At 70.0% G+C, this 18,330-nt stretch carries 16 protein-coding genes and 2 pseudogenes; 6 read left to right on the top strand and 12 right to left on the bottom strand.

Annotation, left to right across the window (positions count from 1 at the left end):
- A partial coding sequence (locus tag ACH492_RS38850) for a hypothetical protein (protein WP_398993989.1) occupies window positions 1-207 on the top strand: 207 nt, incomplete at its 5' end.
- Between the two features lie 85 nt (window positions 208-292).
- Here the strand turns inward: ACH492_RS38850 and ACH492_RS38855 are convergent.
- From ACH492_RS38855 to dacB, 3 genes are read right to left on the bottom strand one after another with little or no spacing between them, the layout of a single operon-like run.
- Window positions 293-3,229 (bottom strand): NACHT domain-containing protein, encoded by a 2,937-nt coding sequence (locus ACH492_RS38855; protein WP_398993991.1) that lies wholly within the window; start codon window positions 3,227-3,229, stop codon window positions 293-295.
- A gap of 17 nt (window positions 3,230-3,246) precedes the next feature.
- Complete coding sequence (locus ACH492_RS38860; protein WP_398993993.1) at window positions 3,247-3,576, bottom strand: trypco2 family protein; 330 nt, start codon at window positions 3,574-3,576, stop codon at window positions 3,247-3,249.
- Between the two features lie 41 nt (window positions 3,577-3,617).
- Window positions 3,618-5,231, bottom strand: a complete 1,614-nt coding sequence (gene dacB / locus ACH492_RS38865) for a D-alanyl-D-alanine carboxypeptidase/D-alanyl-D-alanine-endopeptidase (protein WP_398993995.1) — start codon at window positions 5,229-5,231, stop codon at window positions 3,618-3,620.
- Between the two features lie 537 nt (window positions 5,232-5,768).
- Between dacB and ACH492_RS38870 the strand changes: the two genes are divergently transcribed.
- Window positions 5,769-6,530 (top strand): M23 family metallopeptidase, encoded by a 762-nt coding sequence (locus ACH492_RS38870; protein WP_398993997.1) that lies wholly within the window; start codon window positions 5,769-5,771, stop codon window positions 6,528-6,530.
- A 53-nt stretch (window positions 6,531-6,583) separates the two neighbouring features.
- Here ACH492_RS38870 and ACH492_RS38875 read toward each other — a convergent pair whose 3' ends face one another.
- The gene (locus ACH492_RS38875; RefSeq protein WP_398993999.1) at window positions 6,584-7,144 is read right to left on the bottom strand and encodes a TetR/AcrR family transcriptional regulator; all 561 of its coding nucleotides are present in this window, start codon (window positions 7,142-7,144) and stop codon (window positions 6,584-6,586) included.
- 106 nt (window positions 7,145-7,250) lie between these two features.
- Between ACH492_RS38875 and ACH492_RS38880 the strand changes: the two genes are divergently transcribed.
- From ACH492_RS38880 to ACH492_RS38890, 3 genes and pseudogenes are all read left to right on the top strand, one after another.
- Complete coding sequence (locus ACH492_RS38880; RefSeq protein ID WP_398994001.1) at window positions 7,251-8,891, top strand: MDR family MFS transporter; 1,641 nt, start codon at window positions 7,251-7,253, stop codon at window positions 8,889-8,891.
- Window positions 8,892-9,051: 160 nt separating this feature from the next.
- Window positions 9,052-9,153 (top strand): annotated as a pseudogene (locus tag ACH492_RS38885) (helix-turn-helix transcriptional regulator); the annotation flags it as partial.
- Window positions 9,143-9,283, top strand: a pseudogene (locus ACH492_RS38890) (VOC family protein); the annotation flags it as partial. The pseudogenes ACH492_RS38885 and ACH492_RS38890, both read left to right, overlap by 11 nt.
- A gap of 19 nt (window positions 9,284-9,302) precedes the next feature.
- Here ACH492_RS38890 and cseC read toward each other — a convergent pair.
- From cseC to ACH492_RS38915, 5 genes are all read right to left on the bottom strand, one after another.
- A complete protein-coding gene (gene cseC, locus ACH492_RS38895) occupies window positions 9,303-10,625 on the bottom strand; it encodes a two-component system sensor histidine kinase CseC (protein ID WP_398994003.1) in 1,323 nt (440 codons plus the stop codon).
- A 136-nt stretch (window positions 10,626-10,761) separates the two neighbouring features.
- Window positions 10,762-11,469 (bottom strand): two-component system response regulator CseB, encoded by a 708-nt coding sequence (cseB, locus tag ACH492_RS38900; RefSeq protein WP_398994005.1) that lies wholly within the window; start codon window positions 11,467-11,469, stop codon window positions 10,762-10,764.
- Window positions 11,470-11,480: 11 nt separating this feature from the next.
- Window positions 11,481-12,152: a hypothetical protein gene (locus ACH492_RS38905; protein ID WP_398994007.1), complete on the bottom strand. Its 672-nt coding sequence runs from the start codon at window positions 12,150-12,152 to the stop codon at window positions 11,481-11,483.
- Window positions 12,140-12,712 carry a SigE family RNA polymerase sigma factor gene (locus ACH492_RS38910; RefSeq protein ID WP_398994009.1) on the bottom strand — a complete coding sequence of 191 codons (573 nt, stop codon included), beginning with the start codon at window positions 12,710-12,712 and terminating at the stop codon, window positions 12,140-12,142. Before ACH492_RS38910 ends, ACH492_RS38905 begins: the two co-directional genes overlap by 13 nt.
- Window positions 12,713-12,894: 182 nt before the next feature.
- The gene (locus tag ACH492_RS38915; protein WP_398994011.1) at window positions 12,895-13,803 is read right to left on the bottom strand and encodes an A/G-specific adenine glycosylase; all 909 of its coding nucleotides are present in this window, start codon (window positions 13,801-13,803) and stop codon (window positions 12,895-12,897) included.
- A gap of 344 nt (window positions 13,804-14,147) precedes the next feature.
- Here ACH492_RS38915 and ACH492_RS38920 point away from each other — a divergent pair, with 344 nt between their 5' ends.
- Window positions 14,148-14,960 carry a hypothetical protein gene (locus ACH492_RS38920; RefSeq protein ID WP_398994013.1) on the top strand — a complete coding sequence of 271 codons (813 nt, stop codon included), beginning with the start codon at window positions 14,148-14,150 and terminating at the stop codon, window positions 14,958-14,960.
- A gap of 19 nt (window positions 14,961-14,979) precedes the next feature.
- Here the strand turns inward: ACH492_RS38920 and disA are convergent, their stop codons facing one another.
- From disA to ACH492_RS38935, 3 genes are read right to left on the bottom strand one after another with little or no spacing between them, the layout of a single operon-like run.
- Window positions 14,980-16,104 carry a DNA integrity scanning diadenylate cyclase DisA gene (gene disA / locus ACH492_RS38925; protein ID WP_398994015.1) on the bottom strand — a complete coding sequence of 375 codons (1,125 nt, stop codon included), beginning with the start codon at window positions 16,102-16,104 and terminating at the stop codon, window positions 14,980-14,982.
- Window positions 16,105-16,148: 44 nt separating this feature from the next.
- On the bottom strand, window positions 16,149-17,591 hold the full coding sequence (gene radA / locus ACH492_RS38930; RefSeq protein WP_398994017.1) for a DNA repair protein RadA: 1,443 nt from the start codon (window positions 17,589-17,591) through the stop codon (window positions 16,149-16,151).
- Between the two features lie 53 nt (window positions 17,592-17,644).
- Window positions 17,645-18,259, bottom strand: a complete 615-nt coding sequence (locus ACH492_RS38935) for a dihydrofolate reductase family protein (protein ID WP_398994019.1) — start codon at window positions 18,257-18,259, stop codon at window positions 17,645-17,647.
- Between the last annotated feature and the right edge of the window lie 71 nt (window positions 18,260-18,330).

Below are 18,330 nucleotides of genomic sequence, written 5' to 3' on the forward strand. Positions count from 1 at the left end.
ATCCAGCGCGAGATCGAGGACATCCTGTCGGAGAAGATCCTCTTCGGCGAGCTGCGCCCCGGTCACATCGTGGTCGTGGACACCGAGGGCGAGGGTGAGGAGAAGAAGTTCACCTTCCGCGGCGAGGAGAAGTCGGCGCTGCCGGACGTCCCGCCGATCGAGCAGGCGGCCGGCGGTGCCGGTCCGAACCTGTCGAAGGACGCGTGACGCTCGAGCTGAGCTGAGCGATCGAAGGGGCTGTCCCGGACCCGTACGGAAACGTACGGACCGGGGCAGCCCCTTTTCGTGGTCGTCAGCGGTAGCCGATGATCTGTCGCTTCGGAAGGCCGGAGACATTGAGTTTCAACCCGGCCACGGCCCGCAGCGGCGTCAGATTCAGCTTTTCCCCCTCCAACGAGGGGTACGAGATGTAGACGGAGCGCAGCCGGGATATCCGGGCCATGGCCCCCACATCGGCGGCGGAAACCCGCACGGCATCCAGGTCGACCACCTCCAGCGCTTCGAGCTCTGGGAGGAAGGCGAGGCTTTCCACGGCGGGGCAGCGCCTGATGGCCACCTGCAGGAGCTGTGAACCGCAGCAGCGCAGGAAGGCCAGGTCGGTGAGGAGCTTGTTGTCCGCGATACCGATGGTCTCGATGCTGTGGCCGTCGAGGCGGGACTCGAGTTCGGCGGTACTGATGTCGCCCGTGATGTCGAGGTGCCGAGCGTGTGACAACACAGGGAGCTGTGCCAGCTGTTCGCGGTTGGTGATGTGCAGGGGCACGTCCGTCAGGTCGACGCGAGCCAGGACTTCGCGGGCGAAGGTGTCGACCGGATAGTTGGCCCAATTGCGCGCGAGTGAGAAGGCCAAGCGGTTGGAGCCGTCGGCCCTTTCCGCGAAACGCCGGGCGTAGGGGATGGCGTCGACGCCGCCGATCTCGTTGATCAGATCGACCACATGCTTCTTGTTCCATGTGTCCCGGTGGTCGGGGCCAGGCAGAAGCGGCAGCACATACGGACCCAGCCGGGCCAGCAGGTGCAGCTCGGTGGCATTGCGGGGCGGGACGACAGACGTGATCCCCGACCGCACGCGCTTGAGAGTGGTCGCGTCCAGCCACGCCGCGTGCTGTGCGCACAGCGCCGCCAGTACGTACAAGGCGGTACGCCTGCCTTCCCGCTTCCCCAGCGAGGAGCCGGCGGCCATCAATCCATTGACCAGCAGGGGCAGTTCGCGACGGGAGCAGTGGCCCGCGGCCAGCAGCAGGACGTCCTGCCATTGCTGCTCATGGGCGTGCTGCAGCGCCTCCTTGAGCTGGTCGCCCTCGACGAACTCCTTGGCCGCCAGGAAGTCCTGGAAGGTGCGGTGGGCGAACTGGAAGTTGTCGTCGCCGCGTTCCTGGAGGAGACCGCTGCGGTTGAGCAGATGATTCAGTACATCCTCGGGGGTGCCCTGCTCCTGTACCCGTGGCATCCCCGGCAGGGCGCGGTTCAGTTGGTGCAGGGCCTGTTCCCGGGTGAATTCGGCCTGGCCGCCCCGCACCAGCCATACCGCGATCCGCTGGAGCAGCTGCAGATGCTCCTCCACATTCATGGAGATGCCTTCGGGCGCGTCGATCTTGCGGCGCTTGTCGCGGTTGCCGAGGAGCATCTGGAGCGCGGACTGGTAGAGCGCCCATCGGGTCTCCGGCAGGAAGCCCTGGCGCAGCCGGTGCAGGGCGCAGATGACCGCGCAGAGCAGCGGTGTACGGGCGAGATCGCTGAGTGCGCGGTTCTGCTCGAACTGCTGGGCCAGGTCCCGTTCCAGGTCGTGCAGGTTCTCGCCGTCGTCGCTGTCGAGGCGGGCTGCCCTGTGCCATGCGGCGACGAAAGCGTGGATGTCCGAGCCGGTCATCGGGAGCAGGCTGAGCTCCTCGAAGTGCTCCGACTTCAGCCAGTCCGGCTCGACCGCGAGCGGCCGTACGGTCACCACGCACCTGGTGCCGGGGAAGCGGGCGAGCAGCCCGGAGAGCCACTCGTGGACCTCTTCCCGGTCGTTCTTCGGTACCTCGTCCAGACCGTCCAGCAGCAGCAGGGCGCGACCGGCCTTGAGGACCCGCCCCGCCCAGCCTTCGGGCGGATCGTCGGCCGTCAGCTGCGCCACCGAGTGGAGCTGGGAAGGGGTGGGGAAGGTGCCGCCGCGGGCGCGCAGGGTCCGCAGGGGGACGACGAACGGCACCAGGCCGTTCAGCTGATCGAGCCGTGGACCGAGCGTCCCCGCAGAGGCGTGCGCGGCAAGCCACCACATGAGTGTCGTCTTGCCGGCGCCCGCCTCGCCGCGCAGCAGGACGCGCGGGCGGTCGGCCAGCAGCTCGTCGATCCTCTTCGGTACGGAGGCCACGGCACCGCCCGCTTCGGGGACTTCGGGGCCTATGGGGACTTGGGGCAGGGCGCCGGGCCTGTCATGACCCTCGCCCTCCCGGGGCTGGGCCTCCAGGCTCACATAGGCCGTGTCGAGGTCCCACTCGGAGTCCCGTTTGCGCAGCTCGTCGAGGCCGAAGATCCTCGTTCTGCGGTAGGCGGCGCCCACCGCCTCCGCATACTCCCGCTCAAAGCGGAGGTCGTTGATCGCCGGGCTGCTGAGCTCGGTCAGGCGCGGCGGCGGGAAACCGGTCGACGCACCGTACGCGTCAAGGAATCCTTGGCTCATCGCGAGCGTCTGCAGGGGAAGGCACTCGACTCGTTGGTGGCCACGGCCGCGAGGGACCTCCTGGACGATGCCGAGAAGCCCGTCGTCGGCGAAGACCGGCGCACCGGAGAGCCCCGCGAGCGGCGATGTACCGTCAGCGGGCTCGCTCGCGGGAGGCCGGTCGAACTCGAACACCATCGTGCGCCGGATGAGTCCGGCCATGGGGAGGATCGTCCCGGTGTACTGATCGAGGTCCAGCTTGCGGCCACCGTCGTACCGCTGGATGCGGGGAAAGCCGATGATCTCGCAGTGCGGCAGCGGCCGGTCGGTGGCCACGGTGCTCATGCGGGGCAGCTGCGTGCGTGCTTCCGGCTTTCGCGTGATGTGCAGCAGCGCTGCATCGAGGACCTCGTCGGACCAGACCAGTCGGCAGGCCAGTTCGCCGGTGCTGCCGGGGACGGCCACCCGGGCCGTGTCGGCGGCGCCGATGACATGCGCGCACGTGAGCACTGTGCTGCGGCCGATCAGTACGCCGCTGCCCTGGTGTTCGGACAGGACCGCGACGACACTCCGTGACGGTGTCATGGATGACGAGCGGGCCATCAGTCAGCGGGTCCGGTGCCGAAGTCGTCGGTGCTGCCGAGGTGTTCGTTGCCGACTTTCCAGGGCCCGCCCGTGGCCGCGGAACGCGGCTTGAGGGTGAAGGCGATCTTGTGGGTGTGGCCGGTGGTACGGGCGGCGTCCGCACCTGCCTCCACCACCCAGGCCTTCACCTTCGCGCCCCCCTTGACCTCCTTGCGGAGTTCGATCGTGAACTCCATCTGGATGTCCCCGACTTCGAAGGTGACCGGCTGGCCGGTGGCCCGGGTTGCCGCGTCGAGTAACTGGTCCCGTACCGACTGGATGGCGTCGGCGAGCTCGATGTCCGTCATGCCCGGACCGTACCTTCCGTACGGTCCGGGCCACCGGCGTTTCAGCAGAACTTCGGCTTCTGCCATGAGCATTCGAGGTCCGCCGCCGGATCCGAGCTGCGCGGAGCCCGCGGCGGTACGGCGGCGATCGTGCCTCCGGCCGTGTCGGACCTGGCCAGTGTGACCACGATCGAGTCCTCGATGCTCTTCACCGACGAGGCCAGGTAGTTGTTGAGCACGACGCTGTAGACGAGCTCGCGGCCGCCGGCGTCCGTGACATACCCGGAGAGAGCCGAAGCGCCCGTCAACGAGCCGGTCTTGCCTCGGGCGTTGAGGGCCGCCGGGGTCGCGCACATCCGGGAGCGCAGGGTGCCGCCGATGGCGCGGTCCGGGTTGCAGGCCACCGGGAGGGACGCTGACCAGTCGGGGTACCAGGGGGCGTCCCGTACCGAGAGGAGCAGGGTGGCGAGTTGCTCGGCCGGGAAGAGGTTCATCCGGGTCAGGCCCGAGCCGTCGAGCTGGCGGATGGTGGAGGTCTGCACGCCCTCCTGCTTGAGGTAGCCGGTGATCGCCGACAGGCCCGCGTCCCAGGTGCCGCGGCCTGCCGTCTCGTAGCCGATCGTCTTGGTGAGCGCCTCGGCGTGCATGTTGTTGGACAGCTTCATGAAGGGGACCATCAACTCCCGCAGAGGCATGGAGCTGTGCGAGGCGAGGAGCTTCGCGTCGGGCGGGGTGGGACGGCCGAGGCGGGGGCTGCCGGCGATGCGTACGCCATGGGCGGCGAGCGCGTCGGAGAAGACCGCGGCGGCGTAGCCGGTGGGCTCCCAGACGCTCACCCACTCCCTGGTGGCGCTCGCGCCGACCGGGATGTTCCCGCTGACGCTGATCGTGTTGGTGCCGTGCTGCCGCTCGACGGAGAGGGTGTCGGGCTGTCCGGCGGGGACGGTGGTGCCGCGGATGTCGATGCGTACGTAGTCGGTGGGCGGGGTGAGCTTCACGCGCGGCTTGTCGCCCGGCGCGGCGCCGGGGAGCGCCTCGACGACGACCGTGCCGGAGTCGTAGTCGGTGTCGGGCGCGACGGTGAGCGGGGAGATCTGCGCGGAGTAGTACGAGGACTCGTCGTCCCCGGCCCAGGAGCGGCCGAGGCGCTGGGTGTCGAAGCGGGTGTCGTCCGCGACGAGGCGGCCGGTGACGCGGGTGACGCCGGAGGCGGCCAGGTCGGCGGCGAGCCGGTCGTAGTCCTTGGCGAGCGTGGTCGGGTCGCCGCTGCCGCGCAGATAGAGGTCGCCGCGGAGGGTGGAGCCGTGGCGGCGGCCGGTGGACAGGACGTCGGTGCGGTAGCGGTAGTCGGGGCCCAGCAGCGCCATCGCGGCGGCGGACGTGGCCAGCTTGGTGTTGGAGGCGGGCATGAGGCGGTCGGCGCCGTCCCGCTGATAGAGCCGCTCCCCGGTGGCGGCGTCGGCGATCACCACACTTGCGGCTCCGCCGTCCATGCGGGCATCGGCGAGGATCTTGTCGATGGCGCCCTTGAGGCCGGTGTCGGAGGGGCCGGCGCCGGCGGGTGCGCTCCAGGTGAGCGTGCAGGCGAGCCCGATGACCACGGGCACGATCCAGCCGCGGGGGCGCCGGTTCGAGCGAATCACGGGTCTACTCGTGGCACACACGGGTCTACTCATGGCACAGGAGCATCCCGGACGGGGGTGCGCGCGGGAAGAACGCGTGGGCCAGTCCGGAGGGGGCCAGACGGGTCCCGTAGGGGTTCCGAAGGGGTCTCGGAGGGGTCTCGGAAGGGGCTCGTGGAGTAAAGGTTCTCGGTTGAATCCGTGACAAGGCACACAGGGGTTTCGGGCCCTACTAGCCGGAGTAGTGGGCTGGATCGGCTCCGATGCGGGACCTCGGGCCTGGGTCGGCCGGAGCCTTGGGCCGTCCGGTGTCCGATGGCAGGTGATCCGGGGTGGATGTCTTATTCGCACGGTTCGTGTGCGGTTCGTACGCGGGGGCTAAACCTGTCCGAGTAGATAGATTTTGCCCGATTTGCGAACTGGCTCCGACGGGGGATCGAGGGGCGTCAAGGGCTGAATTCCGGGCGGGGCGACTACGACCCTATGTCGTAGATGGCCCGTTTTGGGCCTTGTGGGGGCTTGGGTTACCAAGGGATGGCCAAGCCCGGCGCAGAGGTGCCGGGTCCCCTTATGCCCCGGAGGTTCACTCCAATGTCGCAGCGCGCCACGTCCCACCTTCCCCGCCCGTCCGCCCTCCGTACCCGCGCCGCCGTGCTGGCCGCCGGCCTGGGAGCGTCGATGGTGCTCGGGGCCGGGGCCGCGTTCGCCGCTGGGACCAGTGCGCCGGCGGCTGCCGGGTCCGCCACTGCGGTGGACGCCTCGAGCGCCGTCGCCGCGCAGGCTCTGGCGCAGTCCAAGGCCGCCGACGCCGCGAAGGCCGCCGCTGCAGCGAAGACGGCAGCCGCTGCGAAGGCCGCCGCCGCGAAGTCGCAGGCTGCCAAGTCCAAGGCCGCCAAGCCCAAGGCCGCCAAGCCCAAGGCCGCGAAGAACGCCGTGACCTGGGTCAAGCCCGTCACCGGCTATACGCTGACCGCGAGCTTCAACCAGGGCGGCAACATGTGGTCGCACAAGCACTCCGGCCAGGACTTCGCCGTCCCCGTCGGCACCCCGGTCAAGGCCGCCTACAACGGTGTCGTCGTGAAGGCCGGCCCGAACGGCGGCGGCGACGGCCCCGCGTACGGCAACGCCATCGTGATCAAGCACACCAATGGCAAGTACTCGCAGTACGCCCACCTGTCGAAGGTCAACGTCACCGTCGGCAAGAGCGTAAAGGCGGGTCAGACCATCGCCCGGTCCGGCAACACCGGCAACTCGTCCGGTCCGCACCTGCACTTCGAGATCCGTACCACCCCGAACTACGGTTCCGCGCTCAACCCGATGGCCTACCTGCGCTCGGCCGGCGTCACCATCTGACGCTCGGGCGTCTGACACTGCGAAGCTGCGGCGGATGTGCCTGCCGGTGACCGTCAGCCCGTGACGTGGTGAGCCCGGCTCACCAGATCGATGGCGACCTCGAGGACGGCCTGGCGCTTGTCCTCAGGGTCGGCCTCGATGTCCTTCAGTACGAACATTCCGGCGTGCATCGTGAAGAGCGCGCTGATGCAGCGGACCTGGTCGGCCAGGGCCGCCTCCGGCTCCTTGATGAGCTCGAGCATCACCATCATGCGGTCCTTGAAGGTCTCGCCGATGCTCAGATCGCGCATCGTGGCCTGGTTCTCCTGCATGAAGCGGAAGAGCGGGGCCGCGCCGACGAGCGCCTCGCTGTAGCGACGCAGGATCTCCTGCTTGGTCTCCAGCGTGTGCGGCTGGGTCTGTCCCCACTCGATCAGCTCGTCCATCGGCCTCGTCAGGTCCTGGAAGAGGCTGATCAGGATGTCTTCCTTGGTCTTGAAGTGGTAGTACAGCGCCGCCTTCGTGACATCGAGGGCCTCCGCGATCTCGCGCAGTGACGTCTTCTCGTAGCCCTGCTCGGCGAAGAGCTCCAGGGCCACGTCCTGAATGCGCTGGCGGGTGTTGCCTCTGGCCATGGGGCTCTCCTGAGAAACTTACTTGACGCCCGGCTAGTTGCGGGTCTACGTTCCCCAGTGTAGTCAACTAGCCGGGCGGCAAGTAAGTGCCAGGGGAGCGGGAACGATGGTTGGTATAGCGAAAGACGAGGCACAGCCGAGCGCTGACGCGCAGCCGCGCGCAGGGGCCCGGCCCGGGGCGGAGGGGCCGCCCGGCGCCGAGGGGCGGCCGAGCACCGAGCCTCAGCCCCGCAGCGTGCGGGTGGTGATACTCGCGCTCATGATCGCCATGCTGCTGGCGATGCTCGACAACATGATCGTCGGCACCGCGATGCCGACCATCGTCGGCGAGCTGGGCGGCCTCGAGCACCTGTCCTGGGTGGTCACCGCGTACACCCTGGCCACCGCCGCCTCCACCCCGATCTGGGGCAAGCTCGGCGACATGTACGGCCGCAAGGGCGTCTTCCTCACCTCCATCGTGATCTTCCTGATCGGCTCGGTCCTGAGCGGCATGGCCCAGGACATGGGGCAGCTGATCGGCTTCCGCGCCATCCAGGGTCTGGGCGCGGGCGGGCTCATGGTCGGCGTCATGGCGATCATCGGGGACCTCGTGCCGCCGCGGGAGCGCGGTAAGTACCAGGGCATGATGGCCGCCGTCATGGCCGTCGCCATGATCGGCGGACCGCTGGTCGGAGGGACCATCACCGACCACCTCGGCTGGCGCTGGAGCTTCTACATCAACCTGCCGCTGGGCGCCGTCGCGCTCGCCATGGTCACCGCGGTGCTCCACCTGCCGAAGAAGGAGCGGACCAAGGCGCGCATCGACTACGTGGGCGCCGGGCTGCTGACACTGGGCATCACCTCGATCGTGCTGGTGACGACCTGGGGCGGTACGGAGTACGCCTGGGACTCGGCCGTGATCATGGAGCTCATCGCGATCGGCGTGGCCGCGCTCACCGGCTTCCTGTTCGCCGAGACCAGGGCGGCCGAGCCGATCATGCCGCTGCACATCTTCCGCAGCCGCAACTTCACGCTGATGTCGGTGATCGGCTTCATGGCCGGGTTCATGATGTTCGGCGCGGTGCTGTTCCTGCCGTTGTTCCAGCAGTCCGTCCAGGGCGCTTCGGCGACCAACTCCGGTCTGCTCCTGCTCCCGATGCTGATGTCGATGCTCGTCGTCTCGATGGTCGCGGGCCGGATCACCACCAGCACCGGCAAGTACCGGCTCTTCCCGATCATCGGCGGCGGGCTGATGGTGACGGGGCTGTTCCTGCTCGCGCAGATGGACACCGAGACCTCGCGGCTGACCTCCGGCATCTACATGGCGGTGCTCGGCGCCGGTATGGGCTTCCTGATGCAGATCACCATGCTGGTAGCGCAGAACAGTGTCGAGCAGAAGGACATGGGCGTCGCATCCTCCGCGACCACTCTCTTCCGTACGCTCGGTGCCTCCTTCGGCGTCGCGATCATGGGCGCGCTGTTCACCGGCCGGGTGCAGGACGAGATGGCGGCGCGCGGCGGGTCCGCGGCCACCCAGCAGTCCGCGCAGCTGGACGCCGCGAGCCTGGCGAAGCTGCCGGACCCGGTCCGTGAGGCGTACGAGTTCGCTGTGGCCTCCGGGACGCACGTGGCCTTCCTGGTGGGTGCGGCGGTCGCGGTGATCGGCTTCGCGGCGGCCTTCTTCGTCAAGGAGGTGCCGCTGCGCGGGGCGGGACCGGCGCAGGCCGAGGCCGCCCCGACCGTGGACAAGGTGGCCGAACAGGTCTGACCTCGACAAACCCCCTGGCCGACGGCCCCGGTGTGCACGCCTGTGTGCACGCCTGGGGCCGTTGTCAGTGGTGCGTGTCAGCATCGGGTGTGTGGAAAACACCACCGCGGCGCCGACGCGCCTCGCCCATCTGCGGCAGCTGCGTCTCGCCAAGGACGCCATGGACCGCGACTGGGCCGAGCCGCTCGACCTGGACGCGGTGGCCGCCCATGCCGGGTATTCGCGCTACCACTTCGTACGCGCCTTCAAGGCGGTGTACGGAGTTCGTGCAGCCGCCACAGGACCGTCCGTATGGCACGGAGGCGATCCTGCGCGACGACTCGGGCAACTGGTACTCGTTCACCCAGCGGCGCGAGGGCGGGCTCGACCTGGACAAGGGCTGGTCCTGCTAGTCCGGGAGCGGGGCGCGCCCTAGTCCGGCAGCGGCATCATCGGGAAGCTGCCGGTGTTCGTCGGCGCGTGCTCGGGGAGCCAGAGCACCGCGATCGCGCCGCCCGACTCGCCCAGCGGCGTCGCGATCCCCTCCGGCGCGGCATTGCGGAACGTCAGCCGCGCGCCGAGGACCCGCGCCTGGCCCGCCGCGATCGTCAGGCCCAGGCCGTGGCCGGTCCCCGCGCGGTCGCTGGCGCCCGTACGGAAGCGGCTCGGGCCCTCCCGCAGCAGCGCCTCGGGGAAGCCGGGACCGTGGTCGCGGACCCGCACCACGCGGCCCTCGACCGTGACCTCGACCGGCGGCTTGCCGTACTTGGCGGCGTTGGTCAGCAGATTGAGCAGGATGCGCTCCAGCCGCCGCGGATCGGTGCTGACCCACGACTCGTGCACGACGCGGACGACCACATCGGGGTTCAGCACTGTGATCCGGCGGCTGACGAACTCACCGAGCGAGATCTCCTGGAGCTCGGCCCGCTCCGACGCGCTGTCGAGCCTGGCCACCTCCAGGACGTCCTCGACCAGCGTCCGCATGGCCTGCGCCCGGTCTCGTACGAGCTCGGTGGGGCGGCCGGGCGGCAGCAGCTCGGCGGCCGTGAGCAGCCCGGTCACCGGGGTGCGCAGCTCGTGCGCGATGTCGGCGGTGACCCGGCGCTCCGCCTCGATGCGCTCGTTCAGGGCGTCGGTCAGCGCGTCCACGGCGCGGGCCAGATCGTCGGTCTCGTCGCGTACGACACCGCCGATCGCGTCCCTGACCCGTACCTCCGTATTGCCCTGCGCGACGTTGCCGGCGGCCGCGGCGGCCTTGCGCAGCCGACGGGAGAGCTGCCCGCCGATCAGCACGCCGAGCGCGCAGCCGCCGAAGACCACGGAGACCGAGCCGATGATCAGCGCCCGGTCGAGGTCCTTCATGACGGTGGCGCTGCGGCCGGCGAACTGGGTGTGCAGGGAGAGCACGTCGCCGTTGGACAGCGGTACGGCGGCCCAGATGTCGGGCGTGCCGCCGTTGCCCTCGTCCACATAGGTGCCGCGCCGCTTCTCGCGCATCAGCTTCTGGAGTGACCTGGGCAGGGCGGAGTCATTGATCTTGGTGTTGAAGCGCGGGTCCTTGTTCTTGGACGTCTCGTACCAGCGCTGAGCGAGCAGCACCCGGTCCATCTGCACATCGCGGGCGTTGTCCAGCATCGAGACGCGGGCGGCGTTGTGCACGACAAGGCTCAGCGCCATGGCGATCAGCGCGCCGACGCCCGCGATCGCGATGCTGATCTTCCAGCGGACTCCTGTGCGCACTACGAGCCGCTTCATACTGGGTGGTCCTGTTCCATGCGCGCGGGCCCGGTCGTCTTTGCTGCCGGGGGTCCGGACCGCGGCGCAGCCGCTCGTGGGTGCAGCGCCCCCTGGAGATGCAGCCGGCGGACTCCTGTGCGCAGTACGAGCCCCTTCATGCCTTGAGCTTGTAGCCGAAGCCGCGGACCGTTTCGATCCGGTCCTGTCCGATCTTGGTGCGCAGCCGCTGGACATGGACGTCCACGACCCGGGTGTCGCCGCCCCAGCCGTAGTCCCACACCCGCTCAAGAAGCTTGTCGCGGGAGAGCACGGTCCCGGGCGTGGACGAGAACTCCAGCAGCAGCCGCATCTCGGTCGGCGTCAGCGCCACCGGCGCACCCCCCTTGCGCACCTCCATGCCCTCCGTGTCGATCTCCAGATCGCCGAAGGCCAGCAGCGGCCCCTGCGGATCCTGACCCGCCTGGGCCGCACCGCCGCCCCCCGCGCCGACCGCGTGGCCGAAGCGGCGCAGCACCGCGCGGATGCGGGCGACCAGCACCGCGCCGTCGAACGGCTTGGTGACGTAGTCGTCGGCGCCGGCCTCCAGGCCGAGCACCACGTCGATCGAGTCGGCGCGCGCCGACAGCATGATCACGGGCACGGTCGACTCGTCCCGGATACGGCGGCACAGGCTCACGCCGTCCAGACCCGGCACCATCACATCGAGCAGCGCGATGTCCGGCTGGTTGGCGCGGAAGGCATCCAGGCCCTGCAGTCCGTCGGGCATCGCGGTGACCACGAAGCCGTCCCGCTCCAGGGCGAGCTGGGTCGCCTCACGGATGACGTCGTCGTCCTCGACGAACAGGACATGGGTCTCTGCCATCCCCGCTGCTCTCAGTTCTCGTTCGGTACGGGCGGCTCGGTGGCGACAACCTCGCCCTCTCCGACCGTTCTGCTGAATTCGTTGCGTACCCAGTACTGCTGGACGAACTTCCCGCTCGACCAGTGGTACGTGGTCACTTCCTCGCCGGACGGCTCGGCGACCGGATCACCCTTGGCGTACACCTGCTTGGTCACCACCAAGTCGCCCCGGTCGATCGCGGAGTACACCGCGGGCTCCTCGGCGGCGAACACATTCTCGTACTTGTCGCCGGTCTCGCGGTACACATACGTGCCCATGCCCACCGCGTCGCCGCACGTCAGCACATTGACGACGACATCGGGCGAGGAGCCGCCGGTGAGGTTCCCGTAGGAGGTGTCCACCGGGTAGGAGTCCCGGGCGCACGGCCTGAGGTCGGCCTTGACCCGCTCGCTGACCTTCGGATCGCTCATGATCAGCTTCACCGCGCTGACGGCCTCGGTCTTCTGCGCGCCGCCGGTGGGGGACGCGTTGGACGAGGGGGTGGCCTTGGCGACCGCGTCGGTGTGCGCCGCGCCTTCGTCCTGAACCCCGGTGCCGCCCGTGGAGCACGCGACGGCGAACACGCCTACGGCGGCGAGCCCGGCCATCGCCGCGCCGCTCGCCGCCAGGCTCCTGTTGCCGCCTCTGCCAGTCAGGCCGCGCACCGCTCCTGCCCCCGTCCGTCGCACTCACCGTTACGCCGAACCTCGCCGCGCTCCAGGGCGCGGACGTCCAGGTCCCGGCTCTCCAGCTCCTGACGGAGCCGGGCCAGCGCCCGGTGCAGCGTGCTCTTCACCGTACCCGCCGACATACCCAGCGCGGCAGCGGTCTCCTCCGTGCTCATCTGCTCCCAGTGTCGCAGCACCACGACGCTGCGCTGCTTGGGTGCGAGCACCTTCAGGATGTCCATCAACAGGGCGCGGTCCGCGCGCTGCTCACTGCCGTCATCGACGCTCGCGTCGGGCAGCTGCTCGGTCGGAACCTCTTCCAGCTTGCGTGCGCGCCACCACTCCGTACGCGTATTTATCATCACGCGGCGGAGGTACGCGTCGGCCAGCGACTTGTCCGCGATGCCGTCCCAGCGACCGTAGGTGCGGACCAGAGCGGTCTGCAGCAGGTCCTGCGCGTCGATCGGGTCAGGGACGAGACGCCGGGCGCTGCGCAGCAGCGCCTCCTGCCGGTTGCGTACGTACTCTTCGAATTCGAGCACCTCGCCGTGCGCCATTCCAACCGCCTCCGTCCCCGTGAGCCCCGCGACAAGCACTGCCGTTCCCTTGTGTCAGCAAGAAGCTACGGAGGTGTTGTCACGGGCCTGTGCGGAGCAGCCGTCGGAGGGCGCACGGCCATCCATCGGTTGTGTAACAGCAGATGTTTCAGGTGCGGTTCGAGTGGGAAACGGCCGAGCGCTCAACTGTGAGGGAGTCGGTAGAAGCCATTCTCCAGAGGTTCCACGAGCCCGTCGGCGACCAGTCCGTCCAGCGCCCGGGCCCGCTGGACCGGCTCGTGCCAGACCGCGTCCAGCGCCGACTGCGGCACCGGCGCCACCGTCTCGCGCAGCACGGCGAGTAGCCTGCCGCGCACCTGCCGGTCCGTTCCCGCGTACGTCTGGCCGCGGCGCGCGGGGCCTTCGTACGCGGGCTTCCCGGCCAGCCGCCACGCACACCGCGCGGCGATCGGGCAGCGCGCGCAGTCCTCGTTCTTCGCCGTGCACACCAGCGCGCCCAGCTCCATGGAAGCCGCCGCCCAGCGCGCCGCGGTCGCCTCGTCGTCGGGCAGCAGCGCGCGGGCCAGCTTGCGCTCGACGGCGGTCGTCGCGGTCGGCGGGTACTGGATGCCGGTCGCGGCGCGGGCCAGGACCCGGCGGACATTGGTGTCGAGGACGGCATGGCGCTGTCCGTACGCGAAGGAGGCCACCGCGGCCGCCGTGTACTCCCCGATGCCGGGCAGCGAGAGCAACTGCGCGTGGTCGCTGGGCACATCGCCGCCGTGCCGCTCCGTTATTGCCTGCGCGGCCCCGTGCAGGCGCAGCGCGCGCCGCGGATAGCCGAGCCGGCCCCAGGCGCGGACCGCCTCGCCGGGCGCGTCGGCCGCCAGATCGGCCGGGCGCGGCCAGCGCGCCAGCCACTGCTGGTACACGGGAAGCACCCGGTTGACGGGTGTCTGCTGCAGCATGAACTCGCTGACCATCACACCCCAGGCGCCGGCCTCGGGGCGGCGCCAGGGCAGATCGCGGGCGTGCTCGTCGAACCAGGCGATGACCGGCGTGTGGAGGGACGCCGCGTCGGCCGGGGCAGGGTCTGTGGTGATGTCAGTCATGGCACTCTGATCCTGGCACGACAAGGGGAGCGGACGCTGCATACGCTCCGGGCGCCACCGAAGCCTCAGTCCCGGCCCGCCGGTGAACCAGAACACCACGCACGCGAATTCCCGCTGCGGGCCCGCCCGCCACCAGGTCACGACGAACGCGGCTGATGCTGCGGCTCATGGTCACGGACCGTACCCGCCAGGCCCGTACGGTCACGCGGAGCGATCGGCAAGGGGTGGCCTTGACGAAAGTCGGGGTGCGTGCGGCGCCGACCGTGATGATGATCGCCAGAACTCACGAAGTCGGGCGGCGGATGGGACGAGAGTTGGCCGTGATCTCTCGTAGAGTTTGGGCCGTGGGATCTCTGCGCAATCCGATCGGGCCGCTACCCTCCTCCATCTACTGGCGACGGAGGGCAGTCGCGGCGTCTTTGATTGCGCTGCTCGCGCTGCTGACCGTATGGGCCGTCAGTTCCGGCGGCGGCAACGGCAACGGAGACCGGGACGACGGCAGCGCCAACGGCTCCGGTCCCGCGCCCTCCATCACCCCGGGGCCCTCCCAGTCCGGACCCGCGATCAGCGAACAGCCGGGCGGGCGCGACGAGTCGGGCGACTCCGGCGAGAGCGACGGCAGCGCCGACAGCGGCGGTACGGACGCGGGCGGCGACGGCGGCACGGGCGGTGACGGCGGCAAGAACGGCGACAACGGGGCGGGTGGCGCGGCCAGTGGCGGCGCGGGCGGCCAGCAGGTCCCGGCCGGTTCGACCCTCCCCGACTGCTCCCCCGGCGCACTGAAACTGACCCTGCGCACGGTCAAAGTCTCGTACGAGCCGGGGGAGAAGCCCACGTTCCAGCTGGTCGCGTCCAACTCCTCGGCGACGACCTGCAAGGCGGACTTCGGTCCCAAGGTGGCGGTGCTGACGGTCACCGACGACGAGGACGACGACGTGTGGTCCTCGAAGGACTGCCCGCGCACGGCCGGCGGTCTGCTGCTGCGGGTTCCGGCGGGCGCGACGATCACGCACACGGTGGAGTGGGACCGCAGGCGGAGCGCGCCGCAGTGCGCGACGCCGCCCGCGGGGGCGGTCGCCTCCGGTACGTATCTGGTGGAGGCGAAGTTCCCGGGGGTGACGGTGCTGCCGGCGTCGTTCCGCCTGGAGAAGGAGTAACCGGCCGGGGCCGTCAGGCTTACACGTACCGCTCGAGGATCGACGACTCCGCGAGCCGCGAGAGGCCCTCCCGCACACTGCGGGCCCGCGCCTCGCCCACTCCGTCGACCGTCTGCAGATCGTCGACGCTCGCCGCGAGCAGCTTCTGCAGGCCGCCGAAGTGCTCGACGAGCCGCTCGATGATCGCCCCCGGCAGCCGCGGCACCTTCGCCAGCAGCCGGTAACCGCGCGGCGACACCGCTGAGTCGAGCGTCTCGGGCGAACCGCTGTAGCCCAACGCTCTTGCCACTATGGGCAGTTCGAGCAGCTCGGCGTGGGTGAGGTCGTTCAGCTCGGTGAGTGCCTCGTCGACCGTGCGGGACCGCTTCGCCGTCGGCTGCGGCACATAGTCGCGTACGACCAGCTCGCGCTCCGGCTCCACGCCCGCAATCAACTCGTCCAGCTGCAGGGAGAGGAGACGGCCGTCGGTGCCCAACTCCACCACGTACTCAGCGATCTCCGTGGCGATCCGGCGCACCATCTCCAGGCGCTGCGCCACCGCCGTGACGTCCCGGACCGTCACCAGGTCCTCGATCTCCAGCGCGGAGAGCGTGCCCGCGACCTCGTCGAGGCGGAGCTTGTAGCGCTCCAGTGTCGCGAGCGCCTGGTTGGCGCGGGACAGGATCGCGGCCGACTCCTCGAGGACCCGGCGCTCCCCGTCCACGTACAGCGCGATCAGCCGCATCGACTGCGACACGGAGACGACCGGGAAGCCGCACTGCCGGGAGACCCGGTCCGCCGTGCGGTGGCGGGTGCCCGTCTCCTCGGTGGGGATGGACGCGTCCGGGACCAGCTGCACACCGGCCCGGTGGATCTTGCTGATGTCCTTGTCGAGGATGAGCGCGCCATCGAGTTTGCACAGCTCACGCAGCCGGGTCGCGGTGAACTCCACGTCCAGCACGAAACCGCCGGTGCACATCGACTCGACGGTCTTGTCCATGCCGAGGACGATCAAGCCTCCGGTGTTGCCCCGGAGGATCCGCTCCAGGCCGTCGCGCAGGGCCTGACCGGGCGCGACCGCGCTCAGGGCGGCGCGGATCAGCGCTTCGTTGCCGGAGCCTCCGCCGGACTTTCCGGGTGCTGCTGCCCGGTCGTTGGCTGCCACTGCACTCCTTCGGCTCGTACGGATGGGCGAGACCAGGGCAAAGTCTACCGGCGCGTGTCGTCGTCCTGTGGGGCGTCCGTCCGTCCTTTGCGCGGAGCAGCCACCGAGCCCCCCTGACGCCCCCGCGGGAGCACCATCAGCGCGTCTCCCATATCGGCCACTTCTGTGACCTTCATGCCGGCCGGGACCTTGCCGGGGTCGGACGGGACGAGGGCGTGTGTGAAGCCGAGCCGGTGTGCCTCTGCGAGCCTGCGCTGGACGCCGGTGACCCGTCTGACCTCGCCCGCGAGGCCGACTTCGCCGATCGCGACCAGGTTCTTGGGCAGCGGGGTGTCGCTGGCGGCCGATGCCAGGGCGAGCGCGATCGCCAGGTCGGCCGCGGGCTCGGAGAGCTTCACGCCGCCGACGGTCGCGCTGTAAATGTCGCGTTTGCCCAGTGCGGTGATCCGGCCGCGCTGCTCGAGGACGGCCAGCATCATCGAGACCCGGGAGGTCTCCAGCCCCGATGTGGTGCGCCGGGGCGAGGGGATCTGCGAGTCGACGGTCAGCGCCTGCACCTCGGCGACGAGTGGACGGCGGCCTTCGAGGGTGACCGTCAGACAGGTGCCGGGGACGGGGGCGTCCCGGCGCGTGAGGAACAGGCCGGATGGGTCCGCGAGGCCGGTGATGCCCTCGTCGTGCAGCTCGAAGCAGCCGACCTCGTCCGTCGCGCCGTAGCGGTTCTTGACGCCTCGTACGAGACGCAGACGCGCGTGCCGGTCGCCCTCGAAGGACAGCACGACGTCCACCAGGTGCTCAAGCAGCCGCGGTCCGGCGATCGCGCCGTCCTTGGTGACATGGCCGACAAGGAGCGTGGACATGCCGCGGTCCTTGGAGGCGCGGATCAGCGCGCCGGCGACTTCGCGGACCTGGGCCATGCCACCGGGCGCACCGTCGATCTCGGGGGATGCGACGGTCTGTACGGAGTCGAGGACCAGCAGCGACGGCTTGACCGCGTCCAAGTGGCCGAGGACTGCCGAGAGATCGGTCTCGGCGGCGAGATAGAGGTGGTCGTGCAGCGCGTTGATCCGGTCGGCGCGCAGGCGCACCTGGCTCGCGGACTCCTCGCCCGTGACATACAGCGTGCGGTGGTCGTCGCTCGCGGCCTTCGCGGCGACGTCGAGCAGCAGCGTGGACTTGCCGACGCCCGGCTCGCCCGCGAGCAGCACGACAGCCCCCGGAACCAAGCCGCCGCCGAGGACACGGTCCAGCTCGTCCACGCCGGTGGGGCGGGCTGTCGCCTGCCGGCCGTCGACCTGGCCGATGGGGAGGGCCGCGGTGGAGACGCGGCCGGCGGCGGTCGTGCGGACAGCCGGTGCGCCGTACTCCTCGACCGTCCCCCAGGCCTGGCACTCGGGGCAGCGGCCGAGCCACTTGGCGGTCGTCCAGCCGCAGTCGGTGCAGCGGTAAGACGGCCGGTCCTTCGCGGATTTCGTACGGGCAGCCATGCGCAAACCGTAGCGGGGCCCACTGACAACGCCGTCGCCACCGCCCCCGGCGGCTACTTCACGACCTCGAAGCGCAGGTGGGTGATGTCCGACGACTCCAGCGACCAGGTCCGCCGCAGCTCGACGGGCCCGCCGACATGGTCGAACAGCCGCTTTCCCGCGCCGAGCAGAACCGGGACGAGCATGATGTGGATCTCGTCCAGCAGACCCGCGTTCAGCGCCTGCTGCGCGGCGGTCGCACCGTGCACGCCGACGTGCTTGCCGCCGGCGGCCGCCTTCGCCCGCGCGATCGCCGACGCGATGCCGTCCGTGACGAAGGTGAACACGTCCGGCGCGACCACGTCCGCCGGGTCCGGCGGACGGTGGGTGAGGACGAAGCAGGGGATCTTGCCGGCCGGACCGCCGTCGCCCCAGCCGCCGTCGCCCTCGCATACGTCGTAGGAGTGCCGGCCCATCACGATCGCTCCGAGGTTCTCCACCATCTCGGCAAGGACCTTGGCGTCGGTCTCGTTCATCTCCTCAACCCACCGGTGCAGGCGGCGTCCGCCCACGCCCAGCGGCTCCTCGCGGGTGTCTTCCGGCGCGGTGATGAAGCCGTCCAGTGACATCGACATACCTGAGATCGCCTTGTTCATGAAGGGTTGACCGTCCTTGGCCTCGGAACTCATCGGAGCCCGGCGTACGCCGGTGGCCCGCTAGGGGTGGAATTAACGATTCCTGTCCCTCTTCGAGCGATCTG

It is taken from the genome of Streptomyces sp. NPDC019443 (assembly GCF_044389785.1).
In the GTDB taxonomy this organism is placed as follows: Bacteria; Actinomycetota; Actinomycetes; order Streptomycetales; family Streptomycetaceae; genus Streptomyces.